12 protein-coding genes, 1 tRNA gene and 2 pseudogenes are annotated in these 20,004 nt (G+C 62.8%); 7 read left to right on the forward strand and 8 right to left on the reverse strand.

Annotated features, from left to right (window positions below):
* Nucleotides 1–495: 495 nt before the first annotated feature.
* The 5 genes and pseudogenes from KIH81_RS11460 to KIH81_RS11475 all read right to left on the reverse strand — a co-directional run bounded on the left by KIH81_RS11460 (nucleotide 496) and on the right by KIH81_RS11475 (nucleotide 4,845).
* Nucleotides 496–1,338 carry a 6-phosphogluconolactonase gene (locus KIH81_RS11460; RefSeq protein ID WP_214305439.1) on the reverse strand — a complete coding sequence of 281 codons (843 nt, stop codon included), beginning with the start codon at nucleotides 1,336–1,338 and terminating at the stop codon, nucleotides 496–498.
* Nucleotides 1,339–1,482: 144 nt separating this feature from the next.
* Nucleotides 1,483–2,280, reverse strand: a complete 798-nt coding sequence (locus tag KIH81_RS11465) for a glucose-6-phosphate dehydrogenase assembly protein OpcA (protein WP_420829152.1) — start codon at nucleotides 2,278–2,280, stop codon at nucleotides 1,483–1,485.
* A pseudogene (locus KIH81_RS12405) lies at nucleotides 2,269–2,475 on the reverse strand (glucose-6-phosphate dehydrogenase assembly protein OpcA); the annotation flags it as partial. The gene KIH81_RS11465 and the pseudogene KIH81_RS12405, both read right to left, overlap by 12 nt.
* Nucleotides 2,472–4,010, reverse strand: coding sequence for a glucose-6-phosphate dehydrogenase (gene zwf, locus KIH81_RS11470; protein ID WP_214305441.1), 1,539 nt, complete (start codon nucleotides 4,008–4,010; stop codon nucleotides 2,472–2,474). The pseudogene KIH81_RS12405 and the gene zwf, both read right to left, overlap by 4 nt.
* A gap of 762 nt (nucleotides 4,011–4,772) precedes the next feature.
* A tRNA-Lys gene (locus tag KIH81_RS11475) sits at nucleotides 4,773–4,845 on the reverse strand.
* A 231-nt stretch (nucleotides 4,846–5,076) separates the two neighbouring features.
* On the opposite strand from KIH81_RS11475, the gene KIH81_RS11480 reads away from it, so the two are divergent.
* A complete protein-coding gene (locus tag KIH81_RS11480; RefSeq protein WP_420829153.1) occupies nucleotides 5,077–6,831 on the forward strand; it encodes a C69 family dipeptidase in 1,755 nt (584 codons plus the stop codon).
* A 462-nt stretch (nucleotides 6,832–7,293) separates the two neighbouring features.
* Here the strand turns inward: KIH81_RS11480 and KIH81_RS11485 are convergent, their stop codons facing one another.
* Together KIH81_RS11485 and KIH81_RS11490 are read right to left on the reverse strand one after the other, a co-directional pair.
* The gene (locus KIH81_RS11485) at nucleotides 7,294–8,328 is read right to left on the reverse strand and encodes a glycosyltransferase family 2 protein (protein WP_214305443.1); all 1,035 of its coding nucleotides are present in this window, start codon (nucleotides 8,326–8,328) and stop codon (nucleotides 7,294–7,296) included.
* A gap of 312 nt (nucleotides 8,329–8,640) precedes the next feature.
* Nucleotides 8,641–9,396: a TetR/AcrR family transcriptional regulator gene (locus KIH81_RS11490; RefSeq protein ID WP_214305449.1), complete on the reverse strand. Its 756-nt coding sequence runs from the start codon at nucleotides 9,394–9,396 to the stop codon at nucleotides 8,641–8,643.
* A 205-nt stretch (nucleotides 9,397–9,601) separates the two neighbouring features.
* Between KIH81_RS11490 and KIH81_RS12410 the strand changes: the two are divergent.
* From KIH81_RS12410 to KIH81_RS11510, 5 genes and pseudogenes are all read left to right on the forward strand, one after another.
* Nucleotides 9,602–9,886, forward strand: a pseudogene (locus tag KIH81_RS12410) (signal recognition particle-docking protein FtsY); the annotation flags it as partial.
* A 12-nt stretch (nucleotides 9,887–9,898) separates the two neighbouring features.
* Entirely contained in the window at nucleotides 9,899–11,152 is a 1,254-nt protein-coding gene (gene ftsY / locus KIH81_RS11495) for a signal recognition particle-docking protein FtsY (RefSeq protein ID WP_338024766.1), read from the forward strand.
* A gap of 336 nt (nucleotides 11,153–11,488) precedes the next feature.
* Nucleotides 11,489–12,784 carry an ammonium transporter gene (locus KIH81_RS11500; RefSeq protein WP_214305445.1) on the forward strand — a complete coding sequence of 432 codons (1,296 nt, stop codon included), beginning with the start codon at nucleotides 11,489–11,491 and terminating at the stop codon, nucleotides 12,782–12,784.
* A gap of 1 nt (nucleotide 12,785) precedes the next feature.
* A complete protein-coding gene (locus KIH81_RS11505) occupies nucleotides 12,786–13,124 on the forward strand; it encodes a P-II family nitrogen regulator (RefSeq protein ID WP_109057958.1) in 339 nt (112 codons plus the stop codon).
* Nucleotides 13,125–13,317: 193 nt separating this feature from the next.
* Entirely contained in the window at nucleotides 13,318–15,144 is a 1,827-nt protein-coding gene (locus KIH81_RS11510) for a [protein-PII] uridylyltransferase family protein (protein WP_214305446.1), read from the forward strand.
* 243 nt (nucleotides 15,145–15,387) lie between these two features.
* On the opposite strand, the gene KIH81_RS11515 is transcribed toward KIH81_RS11510, so the two are convergent.
* Nucleotides 15,388–16,824 (reverse strand): MATE family efflux transporter, encoded by a 1,437-nt coding sequence (locus KIH81_RS11515; RefSeq protein ID WP_214305447.1) that lies wholly within the window; start codon nucleotides 16,822–16,824, stop codon nucleotides 15,388–15,390.
* A gap of 553 nt (nucleotides 16,825–17,377) precedes the next feature.
* On the opposite strand from KIH81_RS11515, the gene KIH81_RS11520 reads away from it, so the two are divergent.
* A partial coding sequence (locus KIH81_RS11520) for a leucine-rich repeat protein (RefSeq protein WP_214305448.1) occupies nucleotides 17,378–20,004 on the forward strand: 2,627 nt, incomplete at its 3' end.

Genomic DNA, 20,004 nt, shown 5'->3' on the forward strand with positions numbered 1-20,004 from the left:
CATCCGCATGGCCTACGGCTTCCACCACGTCACCAACCTCATCAGCCTCGTCATGCTCAGATGCGGCGGACTCAACATCCAACTACCAACACCAGCAACCTAACCCACGAAAACAGCAGAAGCCTCTCTTTTTTCTTCCTTTCACGGCGGCTTAGCCGCCGCGCCGGCCTTGAACTTCCTCTGCGCAGGGCAAATCCGCGCCCCGATAGTCATTTTTCATATCAAATTCGTATATCGGGGCACGCGATGTGCCCCGGAGACCGATTTGAAGTGTTTTTGGCGTATCGGGGCAAATAAGAATCGTTGGAATTCCGCCGTTTTTGTCTGAATCGGCAGAATGGCGCAATAAAGGCCTGTGCCCCCATATGCGATTCTGACGAAAAATGGGCTATCGGGGCAAGCAATATTGTCCCGATAGCCCATTTTCAGGTGAAATGCTCTTACGGGGGCACACAATCCGCGTGCTCGGAGGCACACGGTCTGCACCGTCCCGTCTCAGAGCTGCACCACGGTCTCTTCCGTGGAGAACCAGACGAATTCATCCACGCCACCTGCGAAGGACGACGGATACGCCGGATTGTTCGGCTGTGCGAACACGTGCGCCAGCGAATCGGCCTTGCCCGCTCCAGCCGCAAAGAACCACGTGTGGCGGGACCGCGCGATGAGCGGCGCGGTCAGGGACACGCGCAGCGGCGGCATCTTGGGGGAGTGGTTCACGCCCACGGCCAACCGGTCGGCTACCAACACCTCGTCATGACCAGGGAACAGCGAGGCGTAATGGCCATCCGGTCCCATGCCCAGAATCATCAGGTCGATGACCGGCTTCGGTCCCAATTCGCGCGCGAGTTCATCCTCATAGGCGCGCGCGGCCGACTCCAGCAACGTGTCATTGACCGCATCGGCCGCGGTCCGTACAGCGGCATCGTCGCTGGCGGCATCCGCCATTGCCGAGGCGATCTCCTCGGTGGAACGCGCATCCGCGGCCATCTCATGGATGTTCGATTCCGGCAGCTTGCCATCGGACACCAATTGATCGAGCAGAAGGCGACGAGCCTCCAGAGCGTTGCGGTCGGTGTTGTCGGCCGGCACGAAGCGCTCGTCGCTCCACCAGAAGTGGACACGTTGCCAGTCGATGGCATCCGCCAGCGGGTCGGACAGCACCAGTCCCAGCGGCTGGGCCGCCGAACCGCCGGACAACGCCACGTCCACGCGCTCGCGGTGGCTCCCATCGGGCAGCCGCTCGGCGAGCAGGTCCAGAATCGTCAGCACGAAGCGCCGCGCGCCCGCCTGAATCATGAGGTCCTTATTCGGATAGACCACCAGTTTGCGTTCCGCCATACGTGTTCCTTTACCTATAGAAAAAGTACTGTTTTGGGCTCCCCTCCTTGAGGGGAGCTGGCAGCGAAGCTGACTGAGGGGAGCCAATTGGCGGCTCCCCTCAGTCTCTCTATGCTCGGCAATCGCGCCAGGCAATGTCACTCGTCAGTGACGAATCAGATCCCAGCCTTCGTTGATGACTTCGGCGTAGATCTCATCCGGGTCGATGCGGCGCAGTTCCTCGGTCAGGCAGTCCTCGATGGTGCGCACCGGCACGGAAATCGTCTGCGGGGCCTGGCCCGGCATCGAAATCAGCGCCTGCTCCTCATCCGGGCGTTCCAGCGAGACCACGCCGTCCGCGCGCGTCAGATACACGCCGGTCACGGCCTTGGCATCGTTGACGTACTCCACATCCACCGGCACGCCGAGCTTGAGACGCAGCCAGGCGCACAGCAGATCCATCGGCAGGAACTCGGACGGACCGGTCACCTTAGCGGCTGTAATCGGCAGATGCGGCGGCTGGTCGAGCATGGAGGCGAGCATCGCGCGCCAGACGGTCAGTCGCGTCCAGGACAGGTCGATGTCCTCCGGAGTCCAGTTGCGGCGCAGGCGCTCGATGGTGGCCTCCGGGTTGTTGGAGTGCAGGGCGTCCGTGATGCGACTGCGGGCCATCGCACCCATCAGGTCCTTGGACGGGTTGGACGGCGGGTTCGTGGGCCACCAGGCCACCACCGGCACGTCTGGCACCAGCAGCGGGATGACGAGCGTATCCGGGTGATTGATCAGGCCGCCGCGCGGACGCAGGATGATGATTTCACCGGCGCCGGCGTCCGCGCCGAAGCGGACCTGGGCGTCGAGATTCGACTCCGCCGGGCCGTCGGTCAGGTCGATGGCCGGGTTGTCGGTCTTCTCCATGGCCTTGACGTCGTCGGTGGTATCGTCGCGGTGCGCGGTGTTCGGCACGATGGCAATGACACGGCAGGGGTGCTCGCGGCTGGCCGCGTTGGCCACTTCCAACGCATGCTCCAGATCGGCGTCCTCGGTGGCGATGAGTAGCGTCAGCACACGGCCCGTGGCCGATTCACCGCGCTCCTCGTGCAGTTCGTCGATCTTATGTGCGATTTCGCGCGTGCGCGTGTTCGGCATATCGATGATCATGGCATCCTCCAATGGCGTCCGTCGCGCGCCAGCATCTCATCGGCCTCGGCCGGACCCCACGTACCGGAGCGATAGGGCTGCGGCTGGCCGAGCGTGGACCAGAACTCTTCAATCGGATCGAGGATCTCCCAGCTGAGGTTCACCTCTTCGGTGGTCGGGAACAGCGGCGGATCGCCGAGCAGCACGTCCAGAATCAGTCGCTCGTAGGCCTCCGGCGAGTTCTCGGTGAAGGAACGGCCGTAGCTGAAGTCCATGTTCACGTCGCGAACCTCCATCGTGGAGCCGCCCGGCACCTTGGCACCGAATCGCATGGTCACGCCCTCGTCCGGCTGCACGCGGATCACGATGGCGTTCTTGCCGAGTTCGCGCACGGCGGTCTGCTCGAACGGCAGGTGCGGGGCGCGCTTGAACACCACGGCGATTTCGGTCACGCGCTTGCCGAGGCGCTTGCCGGTCCTGAGATAGAACGGCACGCCGGCCCAACGGCGGGTGTCGATATCGAGTCGGATGGCGGCATAGGTCTCGGTGGTGGACTTCGGGTCGATGCCCTTCTCCTCCAGATAGCCGACCACCTCGTGCGAGCCCTGCCAGCCCTTGGCGTACTGGCCGCGCGCGGTGTTGGCGACGAGGTCCTTGGGCAGGCGCACGGCGGAGAGCACCTTGGTCTTCTCGGCCGTGAGGTCCTTGGCGGTGAAGCTCAGCGGCTCCTCCATGGCAGTGAGGGCCATGAGCTGGAGCAGGTGGTTCTGGATGATGTCGCGTGCTGCGCCGATGCCGTCGTAGTAGCCGGCGCGACCGCCGATGCCGATGTCCTCGGCCATCGTGATCTGCACGTGATCGACGTAATTGGCGTTCCAGATCGGCTCGTACATGGCGTTGGCGAAGCGCAGGGCCAGCAGGTTCTGCACGGTCTCCTTGCCGAGGTAATGGTCGATACGGAACACCGAGCTCGGGTCAAACACCTCGGAGACCACGTGGTCGAGCTCCTTGGCACTGGCCAGGTCATGGCCGAACGGCTTCTCGATGATCACACGGCGCCAGGCACCCTCACTCGAACGGGACAGGCCGGAGGCGGCCAGCTGCTTGGCCACCACCGGGAAGGCGCGCGGCGGCACGGACATGTAGAAAGCGTGGTTGCCGCGTGTGCCGCGGTCGCGGTCAAGCTCCTGCACGGTGGCGCTCAGGCGCTCGAAGGCTTCCGGGTCGTCGAACGTGCCCTGCACGAACCGGATACCGGCCGCGAGGTTGTTCCACGTCGACTCCTTGAACGGCGTACGGCAATGCGCCTGTACGGCCGCCTTCACGAATTCGATGAAATGTTCCTGCGTCCAGTCGCGGCGGGCGAAGCCGGTCAGGCCGAAGCTGGGCGGCAGCAGGCCGCGGTTGGCCAGGTCGTAGACGGCCGGCAGCAGCTTCTTTTGCGCCAAATCACCGGTGACGCCGAAGATGACCAGACTGCAGGGGCCCGCGATACGCGGCAGGCGCAGGTCGCGCGGGTCGCGCAACGGATTGGTCCAGACAATGGATTCACTCATGGTGTTCAGCCTAGTCTGTAGGGCCCATGATTCGCCAGAGGCGATATACGATATGGGTGCTTCCGGATGCGATGTTGGCCACAGTTCGCTGCGTGTTCATGTTGGGATATCGGGAAGAATGGATTGTGCGTCGGGGATTTGGGACGTCGGGGAACGTCGATTGGGGAACATCCTTGCGGGATTGATGCCGATGGGAATTAATCAGGTTCGGGGTGATGCGCTGACGATGCACATTCCCATGAATTTCTCAGCTTTTGCACACGTCCCGTTGAATCTGCCGTACTTATATGGGAACCACGGCGGCAAGCCGCATATAACTTAATCCCTTCTTCTCTCTTCTCTCTCAAGCCCGGTTCCCGCCGGGCTTTCTCTTTTTCTCCGTTAAACAAAGATTGACCTGGCCCTTATTCTTGGCTCCCCTTGTCAGGACATTGCCGTGAAGCAAACGGCAGGGCCGTTTGTAGGCAATGTGCGAGGCGACAACCGAGCCAGTAGGCCGCGAACGGAGTTCGTCTTTAATTGCAGGACGAGCTGGCGGCGAAGCCGACTGAGGGGTAGTCCAATGGCATCCATGTCAACCTGGGTTTAACAGAGCCTAGATGATTGCCATTCTGCGGCCGGGACGAAACGAATTGATGGGTGGCCGGATCTGAAGACTGAGACTCAGCGGCATCTGCGTGCATGTTGTCCAATCAGGGATGCCGCCAGCCTCCCGGATACGATTAAGCCCTTGGAACCTCAATGATTCCAAGGGCTCGGCGGTGCCCCCCGTGGGATTCGAACCCACAACCCACGACTTAAAAGGACGCTGCTCTAACCGTTGAGCTAGAGGGGCAACATTTCTAAAATACACACCGACGCCAGACATTCCAAATCGGCGGCGCTTCGAGCCTGCGTCACCGCATTGCCCCAACAACAGACAAAGCCCGGCGGGAAACCGGGCTTCGAGAGAGAAGAAAGAGGAAGAGAAGAAGAAGGATTCAATTATTGCGGGCTTGCGGCCGTGATTACATATAACAACACCAGTCTCGGCATGGCGTGTGCGTTAGCTGGGAATTTCATGGGAATGCCGGTTCCGAGCGCCCCAAACGCATGGCGACCGCCTAGAGTGGTCGGCATGTCATGCACTACCATCCTCATCGGCAAGAACGCCAGCTACGACGGCTCCACCATCATCGCCCGCGACGACGATTCCGGCTCCGGCCGCTACGATCCCAAGCGTCTCGTGGCAGTCGCCCCGAAAGATCAGCCGCGCCACTACAAAAGCGTGCTGAGCCACGTCGAGATCGACCTGCCGGACGATCCCTGCCGGTACACCATCGCCCCGAACGTCCTCAACAACCGCGGCATTTTGGCCGAGGCGGGCGCGAACGAACACAACGTGGCGATGAGCGCCACCGAAACCATCGCCGTCAACGAGCGCGTGCTCGGCGCCGATCCGATGGTCGAGCTGAATCCCGCCCACGGCGAACCGGGAGATGAGGACTACCGCCCCGAACAGCCCGGCGGCATCGGCGAGGAGGACATCATCACCCTTGTGCTGCCGTACGTGAAGACCGCGCGCGAGGGCGTGGCCCGGCTCGGCGAACTGCTTGAGACGTACGGCACCTATGAGTCGAACGGTGTGATCATCTCGGACGTGGACGAGATCTGGTACGTCGAGACCATCGGCGGCTACCACTGGATCGCCCGCCGGGTGCCGGACGACTGCTACGCCACCATCCCCAACCAGCTGGGCATCGACGACTTCGACCTGGCCGACGCCTTCGGCAGGCAGCGCGAGTACATGTGCAGCGCGGACCTGCGCGAGTTCATGGTCAGGCATCACCTCGACCGCACGATGGGCGCTCCGGTCGCATCCGGCGGCCGTCATGCCCACAGCGCCGGATTCGGGTCGGTCGCCGCCGGTACCGGAGCCCATTCCGCCCGTCGCGCCGCCGTGGCCTCCGCTCGCACGAACGCTGGATCCGCAGCCGCGAACGGCCAGGACGACCAGATCGCCGCTCTCGTGGCCGCCCTGCCCCGCCGCTTCAACCCGCGCAAGGCATTCGGCGCCACCACGCCGAAGGACCACATCTACAACACGCCGCGCGCTTGGTACATGCAGCGTCACCTCAACCCCAGCGAGGACTGGGATTCGCCCGCAGCCCGGTACACGCCGGAATCCGACGACATCCCGTGGTGCCGCGTACCCGAGGACAAAGTGACGCTCGAGGACGTGGACTTCCTGCTCTCCTCCCACTTCGAAGGCACGCCGTACGACCCGTACGGCACCAAGGGCACGCCGGAGACCCGTCACCGCTACCGTCCGATCGGCGTGAACCGCACCGGACACATGGTGGCGCTGCAGATTCGCCCGTACGCGCCGGCCTGCAATCGCACGGTGATGTGGGTTTCGTTCGGTTCCGGCCCGTTCACCACGGTCGCCCCGTTCTACGCGAACGTGGACGACACGCCCGCCTACCTGCGCGATACCACGCCCGAGGTCTCCACCGGCAACCTGTACTGGACGAACCGCCTCATCGCGGTCATCGCGGACGCGCACTGGTACGAGACCAACAGCGCGATCAACGGGTACATCGAGCAGGTGCGCGCGTTCGGCCATCAGCTGGTGGAACGCACGGACGAACGAATCATCGAGGACGGCTACGCCGAGGAGAATACGGGAAACGTGCGTGCGGCCGCCGAGGTGCTTGAAAAGGCCAACGGCGAGACGGGCGAGTACCTGCGCGAGCATACCGCCAAACTGCTGGACAGCGTGCTGTACACGTCCAGCAACCTCATGCATAACAGTTTCGCCATGTCCGACCGCTGGGCGTGACACTGCCGGGCTATTGCGCGGTGCCGTCCGGTGCCCCCGTTAGACGATTATTCGCACTGCTGATGGCTGATTTGGCGGGGGCAGGTCCGGGTATGGGGCGCGGTTTTTGCTCCGATGACGGGCATGGGCCGAAGCGATTCGGCGGTTACGTCGCTGGTCTGCCCCGCTGGAGATTGGCCTGCCGGGGCAAGACGGGGAGCAAGCCGCTGTTTCGCATCGCGCAGGCACTCTCAGCGGAGCAAGTCGGTGACCTATACGCCAGAATGCCCTGCTCAATGAGGTTCAGCGGGGCGTACCGGGGATGAACACCCAGAAACACCCCGCTGACGGCATCCTGAACGGGGCAAGATGGGGGCACACTCCCTGTTTTGCCCCGTTCAGGCATAAAGAACAAGCTTCACGCAACCGCTGGCATCCTCTATGGCCGTCCAGGGTACAACGCGGGCCCGCAAATGGGCCGCATCAGTTGAAGCCGACGACCTTCTCCGCGATGGTGTACCCGTTGCGCACGGCCCAGCGGCCTGCGGAACCGGGCAGGTTGATCGCGCGGGACATCAGTTTGGCGCGCACGTCACGCCCGATGGCGGGCGAATAGGCGTCGATGGCCTCCCACAGTTCACGTTTCTTGGCGTAGTTCTCCGGCTCGCGCGAGAGGATGAGGAACACCGAGGTCACGCACGATTCGATGGCCAGGAAGTGGATCATGTACCGGTATAGGCCGTCCGGCACCGTGCCCTTCTCGGGGGTCGCCTCCGTCATGAGCCGGTTGACGAGCCTCAGCTGGTCCACGCGGCGGATCATCACGTCCGTCTGCACGCTCTGACCCTCGCGGCCGATGAAGTAGTGGTAGAACGGCACGTCGAGGTACTGGATCCGGCGCACCCACGGGAACGGCTGGTAGGAGTAGTAGAAGTCCACGTAGAACGTGTGCTCCGGCAGCTTGAGGCCGGAGTCGCGCACCACCTGCGTGCGGAAGGTGAGCGCGTGCATGATGATGTACTGCGCCAGACCGAAATGACCCAGATCATCCCAGCCGAGCACGCGGCCGGATTCCATGACACGACGGAAGTTCACGGTGTGCTTGTGTCGCTTGGCCACCTTGTCGTAGACGTAGTTAGTCACCAGCATGTCGATGGGCTCGGCGGTCTCGCGCTGGGCGCGCAGCGTGGCCAGCACGGTGTCGATGGCCTGCGGATCCACCCAGTCGTCCGCGTCCACCACCTTGACATACATGCCGGTGGCCGCCGCGATGCCGGTGTTCACCGCACCGCCGTGGCCCTTGTTCTCCTGATGAATCGCGCGCACGATGCCGGGATTGTTGCGCTCCAGCTTCTTCGCGTATTCCAGCGTGCCGTCCTTGGAACCGTCGTCCACGATCAGCACCTCGACGTCACTCGCGTCCGTGGCGGAAAGCACGGAATTGACGCAGCGGTCAAGGTAGGACTCCATATTGTATGCGGGGATCACAAAGGTTAGCGTTTTCGCCGTGGTGGCCATAGCAGTCTGTCGTCCTCACATATTCTCATCAAGCGTGTGCGTTGTTACTGTTCAAACCGTAGCACTTGGGTTTCCGGTGCGGCAGGCCGTTACGTAAGTTGACGCCCTGACTACACATTCTGCATCCCCGGATATTCTGGACCAATGGCGTCTCCACGTCTTGGCTCCCCTTGTCAGGGGAGCTGGCGCCGGAGACGACTGAGGGGTAGTTCAGCCGAATGCGTACCGATCTCGGTTTAAAGAGTCTTTCCGGATTTTCCCCAATCCTGACTTGGGCGGGACTCGGGATTCGCCGGTGCGTTGTGCGCGGGGTCAGTCGGTTGCCGGCGACGCTTCCGGCACGGCCTCATCTGTGCCGTCCGATTCCGCTGGCTCCGTCGGCTCTACCAATTCGTCCGATTCCGGCGGTTCCGATGATTCCGCAGCCGCGACTCCGCCGTCCTTCCGCTGCCGCTTCTCCGCCTTCGCGCCTTCGAACAGCAGCTGCGGCTTGGAATTGAGCCGACTCAGGCCGTGCCACGCCAGATCCACGATATACGCCGCCAGCTGCTCCTTGCTCACCTTCGGCCGGTCCGCCCAGTACTGGCCGGTGAACACGGTCATGCCCACGAGCATCTGCGCGTAATACGGCACGCCTTTGACGGAGAGCTTCTGCCGTTTGAACGCCTCGGAGAGAATGTCCTCCACGCGCAGGGAGATGTCGCCCAGCAACGAGCTGAACGAACCCGACGGGTCGGTGCTGGGGGAGTCGCGCACGAGCACCTGGAATCCCTCGGCGTTCTCCTCGATATAGGTGAGCAGCGCCAGCGCGGTACGCTCGACGATGCGGCGCGGATGAACGTCCGGATCGTCCAGCGCGGCGGTGAGCACACTGGTCAGCGCGCGCATCTCACGGTCCACGATCACCGCGTACAGGCCTTCCTTGCCGCCGAAATGCTCGTAGACGATCGGCTTGGACACCTTGGCGTGCGCCGCGATCTCCTCGACGCTCACCGCCTCGAAGCCCTTGGCCGCGAACAACGAACGCCCTACCGTGATGAGCTGTTCGCGGCGCTGAAGCGATGTCATACGTGAAGAATGTGCCATGCGTTTCAGCATAGCCATCGCACGGAACCGGCCTTCGTGGACTTCTTCCTGGCTTCCCCTGTCGGAGAAGTTTCGACGGGCCCGCCTGAGGGCGTCCAAAACATCGGGGGCCAGGCTCATGCCGATTCCGGCCTCAACAGGGAAACCGCTTGATTCCGGCCGCAGACTAGACTTTTGAGACATGGATATGAATACTGTATTGGCCGTTATCGGCGTGATTGTGGTGGCGGTCATCCTGGTCGTCGCCAGCGTATGGTGGTCCAAGTCCCGCAAGCGCGATCTGGACCGTGCCCTGGGCCAAGCCGCCCCGGAGGACAAGAAGACCCGCGACGCCAAGGCCGCCGCCGACGCGCGACTGGCCGCCGAAGCCGAGGAGGCCAAGGCCGCGCAGGCCGCTGCCGCCCAAGCCGAGTCGTCTGCAGAGGTTTCGACCTCGACCGAGTCCGCAAAGTCCGCAAAGTCCGCGGAGGCCGCCGAAGCGTCCGTGTCCGAGCAGTCCGAGGGCGATGGATCCGCCGCATCGGCCACCGAACAGGCGGAACCCGAAGCCGCAGAGGAGCCGGTCGAGTCCGACGAGAAGTCCGTTGTCGAGCCTGTCGAGCTTGCCGAGCCTGTCGAACCTGCCGAGCCGGAAGAGACCAAGGAATCCCAGCCGACTGAGCCGGTCGCCGCTGAGGAGACCGCGGCATCCAAGCCCGAGCCGGAATCCACTCCCGTCAAGCCTGAGCCGGAGCCCGAACCGGCCCCTGCCGAGCCCGTCGCCGAGCCCGAGCCAACCCCTGCCCCCGAACCCGCCAAAACCGAATCCCCCGAGTCCATCGGCTCCCGCCTGACCCGTCTCAAGGCCAAGCTCGCCAAGTCGAGCAATCCGTTCGGCAAGGCCCTGTTCTCCATCCTCACCAAGGACAACCTCTCCGAAGCCGACTGGGAGGACGTCGAGGACACGCTGCTGCTCGCGGACGTGGGCGCTGACGCCTCCGGCCAGCTGGTGGACGATCTGCGCACCGACGCACGCATCACCGGCAAGGCCGACCCGGCCGAGGTGCGCGCCACTTTGAAGGAGAAGCTGCTCGACTTGGTGGGCCGTGACACGGACCGTCGTCTCAACGCCGAGAAGCCGGGGGCCAACAAGCCGTCCGTCATCATCATGGTGGGCGTCAACGGCACCGGCAAGACCACCACCGCAGGCAAGTTGGCCCGACTCTTCGTGGCCGAGGGCAAGCAGGTGGTGCTGGGCGCGGCCGACACCTTCCGCGCGGCCGCCGCCGACCAGCTCGAAACGTGGGGTGCCCGCGTGAACGTGCCCGTGGTCCGTTCGGACAAGGACGGCGCCGACCCGGCCTCCGTGGCCTTTGAGGCCGCCGCCAAGGCCAAGGAGGCCAATGCGGACGTGCTCATCATTGACACGGCCGGCCGTCTGCAGAACAAGTCCAACCTCATGGACGAGCTCGGCAAGATCCGCCGCGTCACCGAGAAGAACCTGCCGGTGGACGAGGTGCTGCTCGTGCTCGACGCCACCACCGGCCAGAACGGCATGACCCAGGCCAAGGTGTTCGCCGAGGCCATCGGCATCACCGGCGTGGTGCTCTCCAAGCTGGACGGCTCCGCCAAGGGCGGCATTGTGATCTCCGTGCAGAAGGAGCTCGGCGTGCCGGTCAAGCTTGTGGGACTCGGCGAAGGCCCGGACGACCTCGCCCCCTTCGACCCGGAAGGCTTCGTGGACGGCATCCTCGCCTAGGCATCATCCCCAAGCGGCACCGACCGGCGACGCAACGTCCACGTTGTGAACGTCCGAAACGCCGCAACAACCCCAAACCAAGGCCCCGAATCATGTTCGAAACATATTCGGGGCCTTCTCATATCCGTTGGAATCCCGCCGGAATCGACCGGCCGGACTGTCCAGAACGATCCCGTCGTGATTAACAATCGCGTAACTTGCCGTAACGAAACCAAAATGATGCGGGCATTTACTGACGAACTGTTAGCCCCCGAGAGGGGGACGGCAAAGTGAGTACAAAGACGCCGGCCGCGACCGCGGTTCAGGCGCCGTGAGCTGAAAGAGAGGGAGGTAGACATGGGAACGCTCGATTCCGGTAATGCCGCATGGATCCTGACATCCGCGTCCTTGGTTTTCCTCATGACGCCTGGTGTGGCGTTCTTCTACGGCGGTATGGTTCGTGCCAAGGCCGTCCTGAACATGCTTATGCTTGAGGCGGCCGCGCTGTCGGTCACCATGATTATCTGGACCCTGTGGGGTTGGTCGATCGCGTACGCCGGTTCCGACATCGGCGGCATCTTCGGCGATCCTGCCACGGGCTTCCTGCTCAAGGACACGATGGTCGCCGACAAGGGTGTGTTCGGTTCCGCTTCGCTGAACGCCAACAACTACCCGGCTTCCATCGACGTGGCCTTCCAGGTGGCGTTCGCCATGATCACCGTCGGCCTGATCTGTGGTGCCATCGCCGAGCGCGTCAAGTACAGCACTTGGATGATCTTCGTGGCCCTGTGGATTACCTTCGATTACGCTCCTATGGCCCACATGGTCTGGAACGGCGGCCTGCTCTCCGGTGACGGCGCCATCTCCAAGGCCATCGGCGCCACCGCCCACGATTTCGCAGGTGGTACCGTCGTCCACATCAACGCCGCAGTCGCCGCCCTGATCATCGTGCTCATCATCGGCAAGCGCAAGGGCTTCGGCACCCAGCCGTTCCGTCCGCACAACGTTCCGTTCGTGATGCTCGGCGCCTTCCTGCTGTGGTTCGGCTGGTTCGGCTTCAACGCCGGCTCCGCCTTCGCCGCCAACGGCACCGCCGGCTACGCCTGGGTCTCCACCTCCGCCGCAACCGCCGCCGCAATGCTCTCCTGGGGCTTCACCGAGAAGATTCGTTCCGGTCACTACACCGCCATGGGCGCCGCCTCCGGTATGGTCGCCGGCCTGGTCGCCATCACCCCGGCCGCCGATGTGGTCTCCCCGCTGTGGGCCATCGTCATGGGCGCCATCGCCGGTGTGCTCACCTGCCTCGCCTGCGGTCTGAAGTTCAAGTTCGGTTACGACGACTCCCTTGATGTGGTCGGCGTCCACGGCGTCGGTGGTTTCACCGGCACCGTCCTGATCGGCTTCTTCGGCGAAGGCACCGGTCTGCTGGCCGGCGGCGATTGGAAGCAGCTGGTCGTCCAGCTGGTCATCGCCATCGTGGCCATCCTCTACTCCGCCGTGATCACCGCGATCATCGCCTTCGCCCTCGAGAAGACGATCGGTTGGCGCGTCACCGAGGCCCAGGAAGTCGGCGGCATCGACCTTGCCGACCAGGGCGAACGTGCTTACGATTTTGCTGGTACTGCCAGCTCTGTCCTCAAGGAGGTGAAGTGAGATGAAGCTGATCACCGCTATCATCCAGCCCCACAAGCTCGACGACGTCAAGGAGGCTCTCGCAGCCGCCGGCGTGCACGGTCTGACCGTGTCCGAGGCCAACGGCTACGGCCGCCAGCGCGGCCACACCGAGGTCTACCGCGGCGCCGAGTACACCGTGGACCTGGTTCCGAAGATTCGCGTTGAGGTTCTGGCGGATGACGCCGATGCCGAGACGCTGGTCGGTGTGATTGTCAAGTCCGCCGGCACCGGCACCATCGGCGACGGCAAGGTGTGGGTCGCCCCGCTTGACTCCGTGACCCGCGTGCGCACCGGCGAGACCGGTTCCGCCGCCATCTGATGAGGCGTCCGTTCCTCTCCCTAGGGGTTCGGATTATCAAATAAGGCAGATCCCCGCATGCCGCGCTAGCCGCCGTGCGGGGATTTTTTATTAGCTTTGTTCGGTTTTTCTCTTGGCTTCCCCTGAAGGACGATGCCGACTGAGGGGTCGTTCAGCAGAGTCTTTTTATTCTGATTGTTGAAGGATGGGACAATTGACCAGCGCAGTGGATGGCTTGAAGCAACGATTCATGGACATGAGCCAACCGGATGACGACGGCGTCTACCGGAACGGTTCGGCCAAACGCAAGGCCCGCACCGAACTGGCCATGCAGTGCCTCACGCAGCTGTGGTCCGAAGCCTGCGAGGCCGTCTCCTTCACCGTGCCGTCCACCGGCATCGGCTTCGCGGCGGTCGGCTCCCTGGCCCGCGGGCAGATCGGCCCCAGCTCCGATCTGGACCTGGTCATCATCTACGAACCCCGCGCGATGAACGACCAGCAGCTCAACGAGCTCGCCAACAAGCTGTGGTACCCCCTGTGGGACAGCGGCCTGGACCTCGACCATTCCATCCGCACGCGCGCCCAGTGCGAGGAGGTCACCGACCACGACCTGCCCGCCGCGATGGGCTGGCTGGACGTCAAGCCCATCGCCGGGGACACCGAGCTCATCAGGACCACCGCGCTGTCCATCCTGGAACGCTGGCGCAAGGCGGCCCGCAAGCGTCTGCCCGAACTGCTCGACTCCGCCAAGGCCCGCCTGGACGAGTTCGCGCGACTGCAGTACGTCAACCAGCCGGACATCAAGGAGGCCCGCGGCGGTCTGCGCGATTCGGTGCTGGTCTCCGCGTTGGCCGCCTCCTGGCTCGCCGATCGCCCGCACGGCAGTTACGACGAGGCCGTGGAGCGTCTGCTGGACGTGCGCGACTGCATCCACCTGGTGGCGAACAAGGACACCAACCTGCTGCTCACGCCGTATCAGGCCAAGGTGGCCGCCATGCTCGGCCTGGCTGACCCCACCTGGCCGGAGAACGAACGCGCCGCCTACTCCATCGACGATTTGCAGACGATGCTCGCCCGCATCGGCCGCCGCATCTCCTTCTCGCTGGACTCCACCGCCTCCCGCGCCGAGCATTCGCTGACGCACGAGAAGCCGCGGTTCGCCTTCTTCCAGATGTTCTCCCAGCGCGCCGGCGGCAAGCGCGAGGCCCCGCAGTTCGATGTGGTGGCCCCCGGTGTGGCCAAGCACGAGGGCGAACTGGTGCTGGCCCCCGGCGTCGATCCTGCCACCGACGCCAAGCTGGCGTTGCGCATGGCCGTGGCGTCCGGCGAGTTCGGTCTGCCCATCAACCCGTCCACACTGGTCAACCTCAAACGCTGCCCGATCCGCGACAGCCAGTGGGACGATGAATCCCGCGCCCTGTTCGTGCGGCTGCTCGCCTGCGGGCCGGAACTCATGAACGTGTGGGAAAGCATCGACTTTGTCGATATTCCGGGCCGTTGGATGCCCGAATGGCTGGGCATCCGCAACCGTCCGTCCGCGTCGGCCGCCCACCGGTACACGATTGACCGTCACATGGTCGAGGTCACTTCGCGTCTGGGCCGTGAGACGCCGTCCGGCGGCCGGTATGACGACGAGCATTACACGGCGCTGCTGCTGGCCGGCATCACGCACGACATCGGCAAGCGCGCGTTCGTGCGCGACCACGCCGCCGAGGGCGCCCGCCATGTGCCTGTGATTTTGAAGCGTATGGGCTTCGCGCCGGACATCGTGGAATGGGCCACCGTGCTGGTCCGCGAACACCTGACGCTCTCCGAATTCGCCACCGGCAAGGATCCGAACGACCCGGCCGTCGCGGGCGAGCTGGCCGACCGGCTCCACCACGACAAGGTGCTGTTGGACATGCTTTTCGACCTGACCCGCGCCGACGGCTCGTCGCTCGGGGCCACCGCCGGCGAGACCATCACCAAGCAGTACGGCTGGTCCAAGTGGCGCGAACAGCTCGTTCGGGGCATGTACTCCGCCGTCCGCGCGGCCATGTGAGTCGATGAGGCTCCGGTGGATTAAGACGACTTTCCTCGGCTCCCTCTTTGAGGACATTGCCGTGAAGCAAACAGCAGAGCTGTTTGTAGTTTGTAGGCGATGTGCGAGACGACAGTCGAGCCAGCAAAGCGCGAACGAAGTTCGTCCGCAATTGCAGGACGAGCTGTCGGCGAAGCCGACTGAGGGGTAGTCAGACATGGATTCATGTCAATCTGATTGAACGAGCCATACTTTTTCGCTGCCTTATCTCATCCACCTATCCCCACGCACACGCAACCCGTTGAACAGACCGCGCCCGCCCATAAGCACGACATTGAACACCACCCACAACACCACCGTGCGCATGAGATCGCTGCCCAGCCATGGCGTCACCGCATCGGCCAACACCATGATGACCGCGATGTACGTCACGGCCGTCACCGTGCAGGTTGCTGCGAGATATCGGTAGTCGCGCGAGCCGATGAGAATGCCGTCGATCGCCATCATCCATCCCTGCAGCGGGAAGAACACGCCCATCGTCACCATGCCGGCTGCGATAAGCATCTGGATATGCGGGGTGGGGGAGAAGAAGTGACCGGCGAACAAGCCAATCACCGCGAATGCCAGCCCTATCAGCGCGCCGGTGGCTAAGCCGGCTCGTCCGGTCGCCTTCGTCAGCCTGCGCGCCTGACTCGCGTTCCCCGCGCCCAACGCCGTGGCCACCAACGTCTGCCCTGCGATGCCCACGGAATCGAGCATGTTCATCGCGAAGTTCCATGAGGAATTCACGGCCTGGAATCCGGCCAGCACCGAAGTGCCCATGCGGGCCGCGCTCGCCACCGTGACCACCATCGCCGCGCGAATCGCCAGCGTGCGGATGAACAACGGCAGACCGTCCCCGCCGGCGGCGGCGATGCCGGCCAGTCGCGGCCGCAGACTCGCGCCATCCGCCTGCGCCCACAGGATGGCCGGAACCACCAGGAACAGGCCCATATACCATTGCGCGATCATCGTGGCCGCACCGGAGCCGGCGATGCCCCGGCCGAACACGATGACGAACAGTACCTCCAGCACCGTGTTCAGTATCGCGCCGCTCACTGCGGCGATCAGCGTGATGCGCACTTTCTGTAACCCCCGGAAAATGCCGTTCGCCGCATACGCCAGCAGCATGCCGGGCGCGCCCAGCACAATCGCGCGCGTATACGTCACCGCCTGCTCCAGCACCGCGCCCTGTCCGCCGAGCGCCCGGCACAACGGTTCGGCCCCCGCGAACAAGCCGATGGCGAGTATGACTCCGATGCCCAGCGCCAACCACAAACCGTCGATACCGGCCTGCAAGCCCTCGCGTCTGCGGCCCGCGCCCAGGAGATGCGCCACCTGCGCGGTGGTCGAATACGCCAGGAAGATGCACAGCCCCACGGCGGTGAGGATGATGGTCGATCCGATGGACAGGCCCGCCAGCGCCGCATCGCCGATATGCCCCACAATCGCCGTGTCGATGAGGATGAACGTCGGCTCGGCGATGAGCTGCCCGAACGTGGGTAGCGCCAGCGCCAGAATCTGCCGGTTGATAGACCTGCTGTCTGCTACACGGTCCGAATCACCGTGCCCGGCGTCGCCGGAGGTGTTGGAATTGCCGGCATCGATGGGCTTGTGAGTACTGGAGGGCATGGGGGATTCGCTGTGCACGCTCGCATGCATAGCATGACTGACTACGTTGCGCAACCGGCCAATAACCCGCGCACAGGTTATCCCCACACTATCCACCAAGTTATCCCCATTTTGTGGATAACTTGGTGGATTATCCCCATGGTTATCCCCTAAATGTGGATAACTCATTTTTCTATCCACATTCCCCTCCCCTGCGTGTCGCGCGGCCGACATCCAGATGAATCCGACGTGAACGAATCGCCTCCGAAGGTGTGAAAGTTTTCCTGATTGTGCGAATGTTTTCACTTCTCGACACAGTGTTCGCGATGTGAACGTGAAAAGTCGTTGGGGGGGTATTCGTGGCTAATAAGGATGGCTGTGCCATCCCTGTTGTTCCCATATTTCAAAGAGATTTATCTGAAGAGACAAGGTGGTACGGGAAATGGGAGTGGAGAATCATAGCCCTGCCAAACGCCTTCTGGCGTTGATGGCGGCGGTGTGTACGTTAGGTTCGTTGGCGATTGTCCCCATGGCGAACGCTGAGGATACGACCGCAAACGAGAACACGACCGTAACGGCTCCGTCCGACACGACGGCTCCCGATGTGGCAGCGTCTGATACTGAGGCGGATGCGGATGCCGGTTGCGTCGCTTTGCCGCTGGTGAGGGACGGCAAGCTCAACAGCACCTATAACTTCCCCGATGATGGTGCGTTCAAGTTCACCGCAACCAATGCAACGGTGAGTGTAGACGGATTTGCGGATACCTTTACTCCGGATGCGTCGAAGTGCTATGACCTGACGATTCCGGCGACGGTCCAGCACAGCGGCGTCGATAAGAAGGTGCAGATCAAGTCTCAGGCGTTCAATGCGTCTAAGGTGCATTTCGGCACGTTGACAATCAGTGCGGATATTTCCGGAAACGGTTGGGCATCATTCAAGTCGACGACGATTGACAATCTGGTCATCGCCGATGGCGTAACCGGTATCTATGCGTCTTCTGATAACAGCGGCGGCATCTTCCAGCAGGCCAAGATTGGTACCGTGTCGATTGCGGATAGCGTGAAGACCATCGGCAATGCCGCGTTCCGAGGCGCGACCATCGGCGAGATGGCGACCGGTAATGGCGTGACCGAGCTGAACACCAATGCGTTCGGCGACGCGAACACATGGGGTGCGCATCCCAGCATCGGCAGTCTGACGGTCGGCAAGAGTGTCAAATCCATCGGTGCCTATGCGTTCTACAAGTCCGGTTTGAAGGAACTTGCGTTCGCCGATCGTTCGGATGGCGGCGAGAATACGTTGTCTTTTGGCACTGACGGTGATGGACTCAGCAACGCTTTTGTCGGCACAGGTCTGACGTCGGTTGCGTTCCCGAACGGATTGACCGAGTTGACGATTGGCGGATCTGCGTTCCAGAATGTGAGCAGTCTGACGAAGGTCACGTACCCGGATACGTTGGCGAAGCTGACTATCGGAGGTAGTGCGTTCCAGGGCACGAAACTCGATAGTGTCGCGTTCCCCGACTCCGTGTCCGATCTGGAGATTAGGGCATCGGCGTTCGAGGGGGTTCCGATCTCTAGCGTCACGTTCCCGTCGAAGACGATGAGCGCCCTCAACATCGGTGAAAATGCGTTCATGAATAGCGGTGTGCAGACCGTGGCCTTCCCGTCCGAGGTGACCGGCGATTTGACCATCGAATCTCAGGCATTCCAAGGTTCGGCGGACAAGCTCAAGGACGTCACGCTGCCTGGGACCGTCGGCGGCAATCTGACGCTGGGCAACTGGTCGTTCTACCACCTCGATTCCACGAACAGCATCACGGGCGAGTTCAAGCTGTACCTGCCGACTGAAGTGAAGGGTACGGTGCACTTCGGCGACCCGGCCCCGACCGCCATCACCTCGTCGGGTGACTCCGTGAAGTTCCGGTCCGTGGTCGTTGCCCCGGAAAACGTCACCACAGCGAAGGACGAGTACTGGGGCAACTACCAGTACGAGGGCAACATGTTCAATGTTCTGATAGTGGATCGGAACGACCAGAAGATTGATTTCACCGGAGTCGATGGCACCGTGTTCATGACCACGGACCTCGGCGATGGTGCTCGTGGGCCTAAGGGCTTCTCCGCGAGCGCTAGTGGTTCCTCGGCGTATGCCGGCCAGGCTGATGGTCTGACCTACGATTCTGATGACAGCGTGTGGACCAGCGGCAAGTCGTTCGGCTACACCGACAATGATGGCTGGACGTTCGAAGGCATCGATATCTACTGCACCACTGATTCCGGCAAGACTTGGACCAAGTGCACAAATGAGGTAGCTGAGACTTCTATCGGTACATCCGGTGCCGGCAACAAGTGGTCCACAATCATCATCAAGAAGGCAGGCTCCTACAGGGAGATGGTCCAGTGGGAGACCAAGACCTACAAGCTTGACTTCGGTAACGCCAAGGTCGAGAACGCTCCCGATACGTACACAACCGCCGATGGCATCGCGACCCTGCCCACTCCCGCCTCTGAAGCCGGCAAGGTGTTCCGTGGCTGGACGTGGAAGAGCGGCATCGCGCCTTCCGGTAATAAGACGTACAGCAACCCCTCCACGCCGGTCATGACCATCCAACCGAAGAGCATCGCTGGTGATCTGACCATGACCCCGGTGTTCGTGGATGCGAGTACCAGTGCCAAGCTTGATGAGCTGAAGGCCGCCATTGATGCTGCACGTGCGCTGGTGAGCACCAGTGGCTATGTATACAAGACGGACAAGGCGCAGGCGTTCATTGAGGCACGCAACGCAGCGAACACGCTGTACCAGAGTGCTTCGACTGATGAGAAAGCCATCCAGGAGGCTATCGATAAGCTGAACAATGCCGTCAAGGATCTGCAGCTGGTGAAGGTCGCCCCGGTGCAGAACGGTGGCACGATCACGATTCCGAGCACCCAGGGTGCCGTCTACTCCGTGGACAGCCAAGTCGTCACGGGCACGGTGAACGTACCGTCCGGCTCCACCGTGAAAATCACCGGCGCGCTGCAGTCCGGCTGGTCCCTGACGAAGGGCACCGGCGCGTTGGATTGGAGTTTCTCGTACAGCCACACCTCCGGTGGTGGCTCCACGTCTCCGAAGCCGGATCCTGAGCCGGTGTCGTGTTCGTTCTCGGATGTGTCGGCGTCGACTCCGCATCGTGATGATATCTGCTGGCTGGCCGCGGAGGGGATCGCGACGGGTTATGCGGATGGTACGTT

This window comes from Bifidobacterium miconisargentati (genome assembly GCF_019331675.1).
GTDB classification, from domain to species: domain Bacteria; phylum Actinomycetota; class Actinomycetes; order Actinomycetales; family Bifidobacteriaceae; genus Bifidobacterium; species Bifidobacterium miconisargentati.

Coding starts and splice junctions, on each gene's coding strand:
- KIH81_RS11460 (WP_214305439.1), bottom strand. CDS start 1,338: ATGGCGGAACGCAAACTGGTGGTCTATCCGAATAAGGACCTCATGATT.
- zwf (WP_214305441.1), bottom strand. CDS start 4,010: ATGAGTGAATCCATTGTCTGGACCAATCCGTTGCGCGACCCGCGCGAC.
- KIH81_RS11480 (WP_420829153.1), top strand. CDS start 5,077: ATGCCGGTTCCGAGCGCCCCAAACGCATGGCGACCGCCTAGAGTGGTC.
- KIH81_RS11485 (WP_214305443.1), bottom strand. CDS start 8,328: ATGGCCACCACGGCGAAAACGCTAACCTTTGTGATCCCCGCATACAAT.
- KIH81_RS11490 (WP_214305449.1), bottom strand. CDS start 9,396: ATGACATCGCTTCAGCGCCGCGAACAGCTCATCACGGTAGGGCGTTCG.
- KIH81_RS11500 (WP_214305445.1), top strand. CDS start 11,489: ATGGGAACGCTCGATTCCGGTAATGCCGCATGGATCCTGACATCCGCG.
- KIH81_RS11505 (WP_109057958.1), top strand. CDS start 12,786: ATGAAGCTGATCACCGCTATCATCCAGCCCCACAAGCTCGACGACGTC.
- KIH81_RS11515 (WP_214305447.1), bottom strand. CDS start 16,824: ATGCATGCGAGCGTGCACAGCGAATCCCCCATGCCCTCCAGTACTCAC.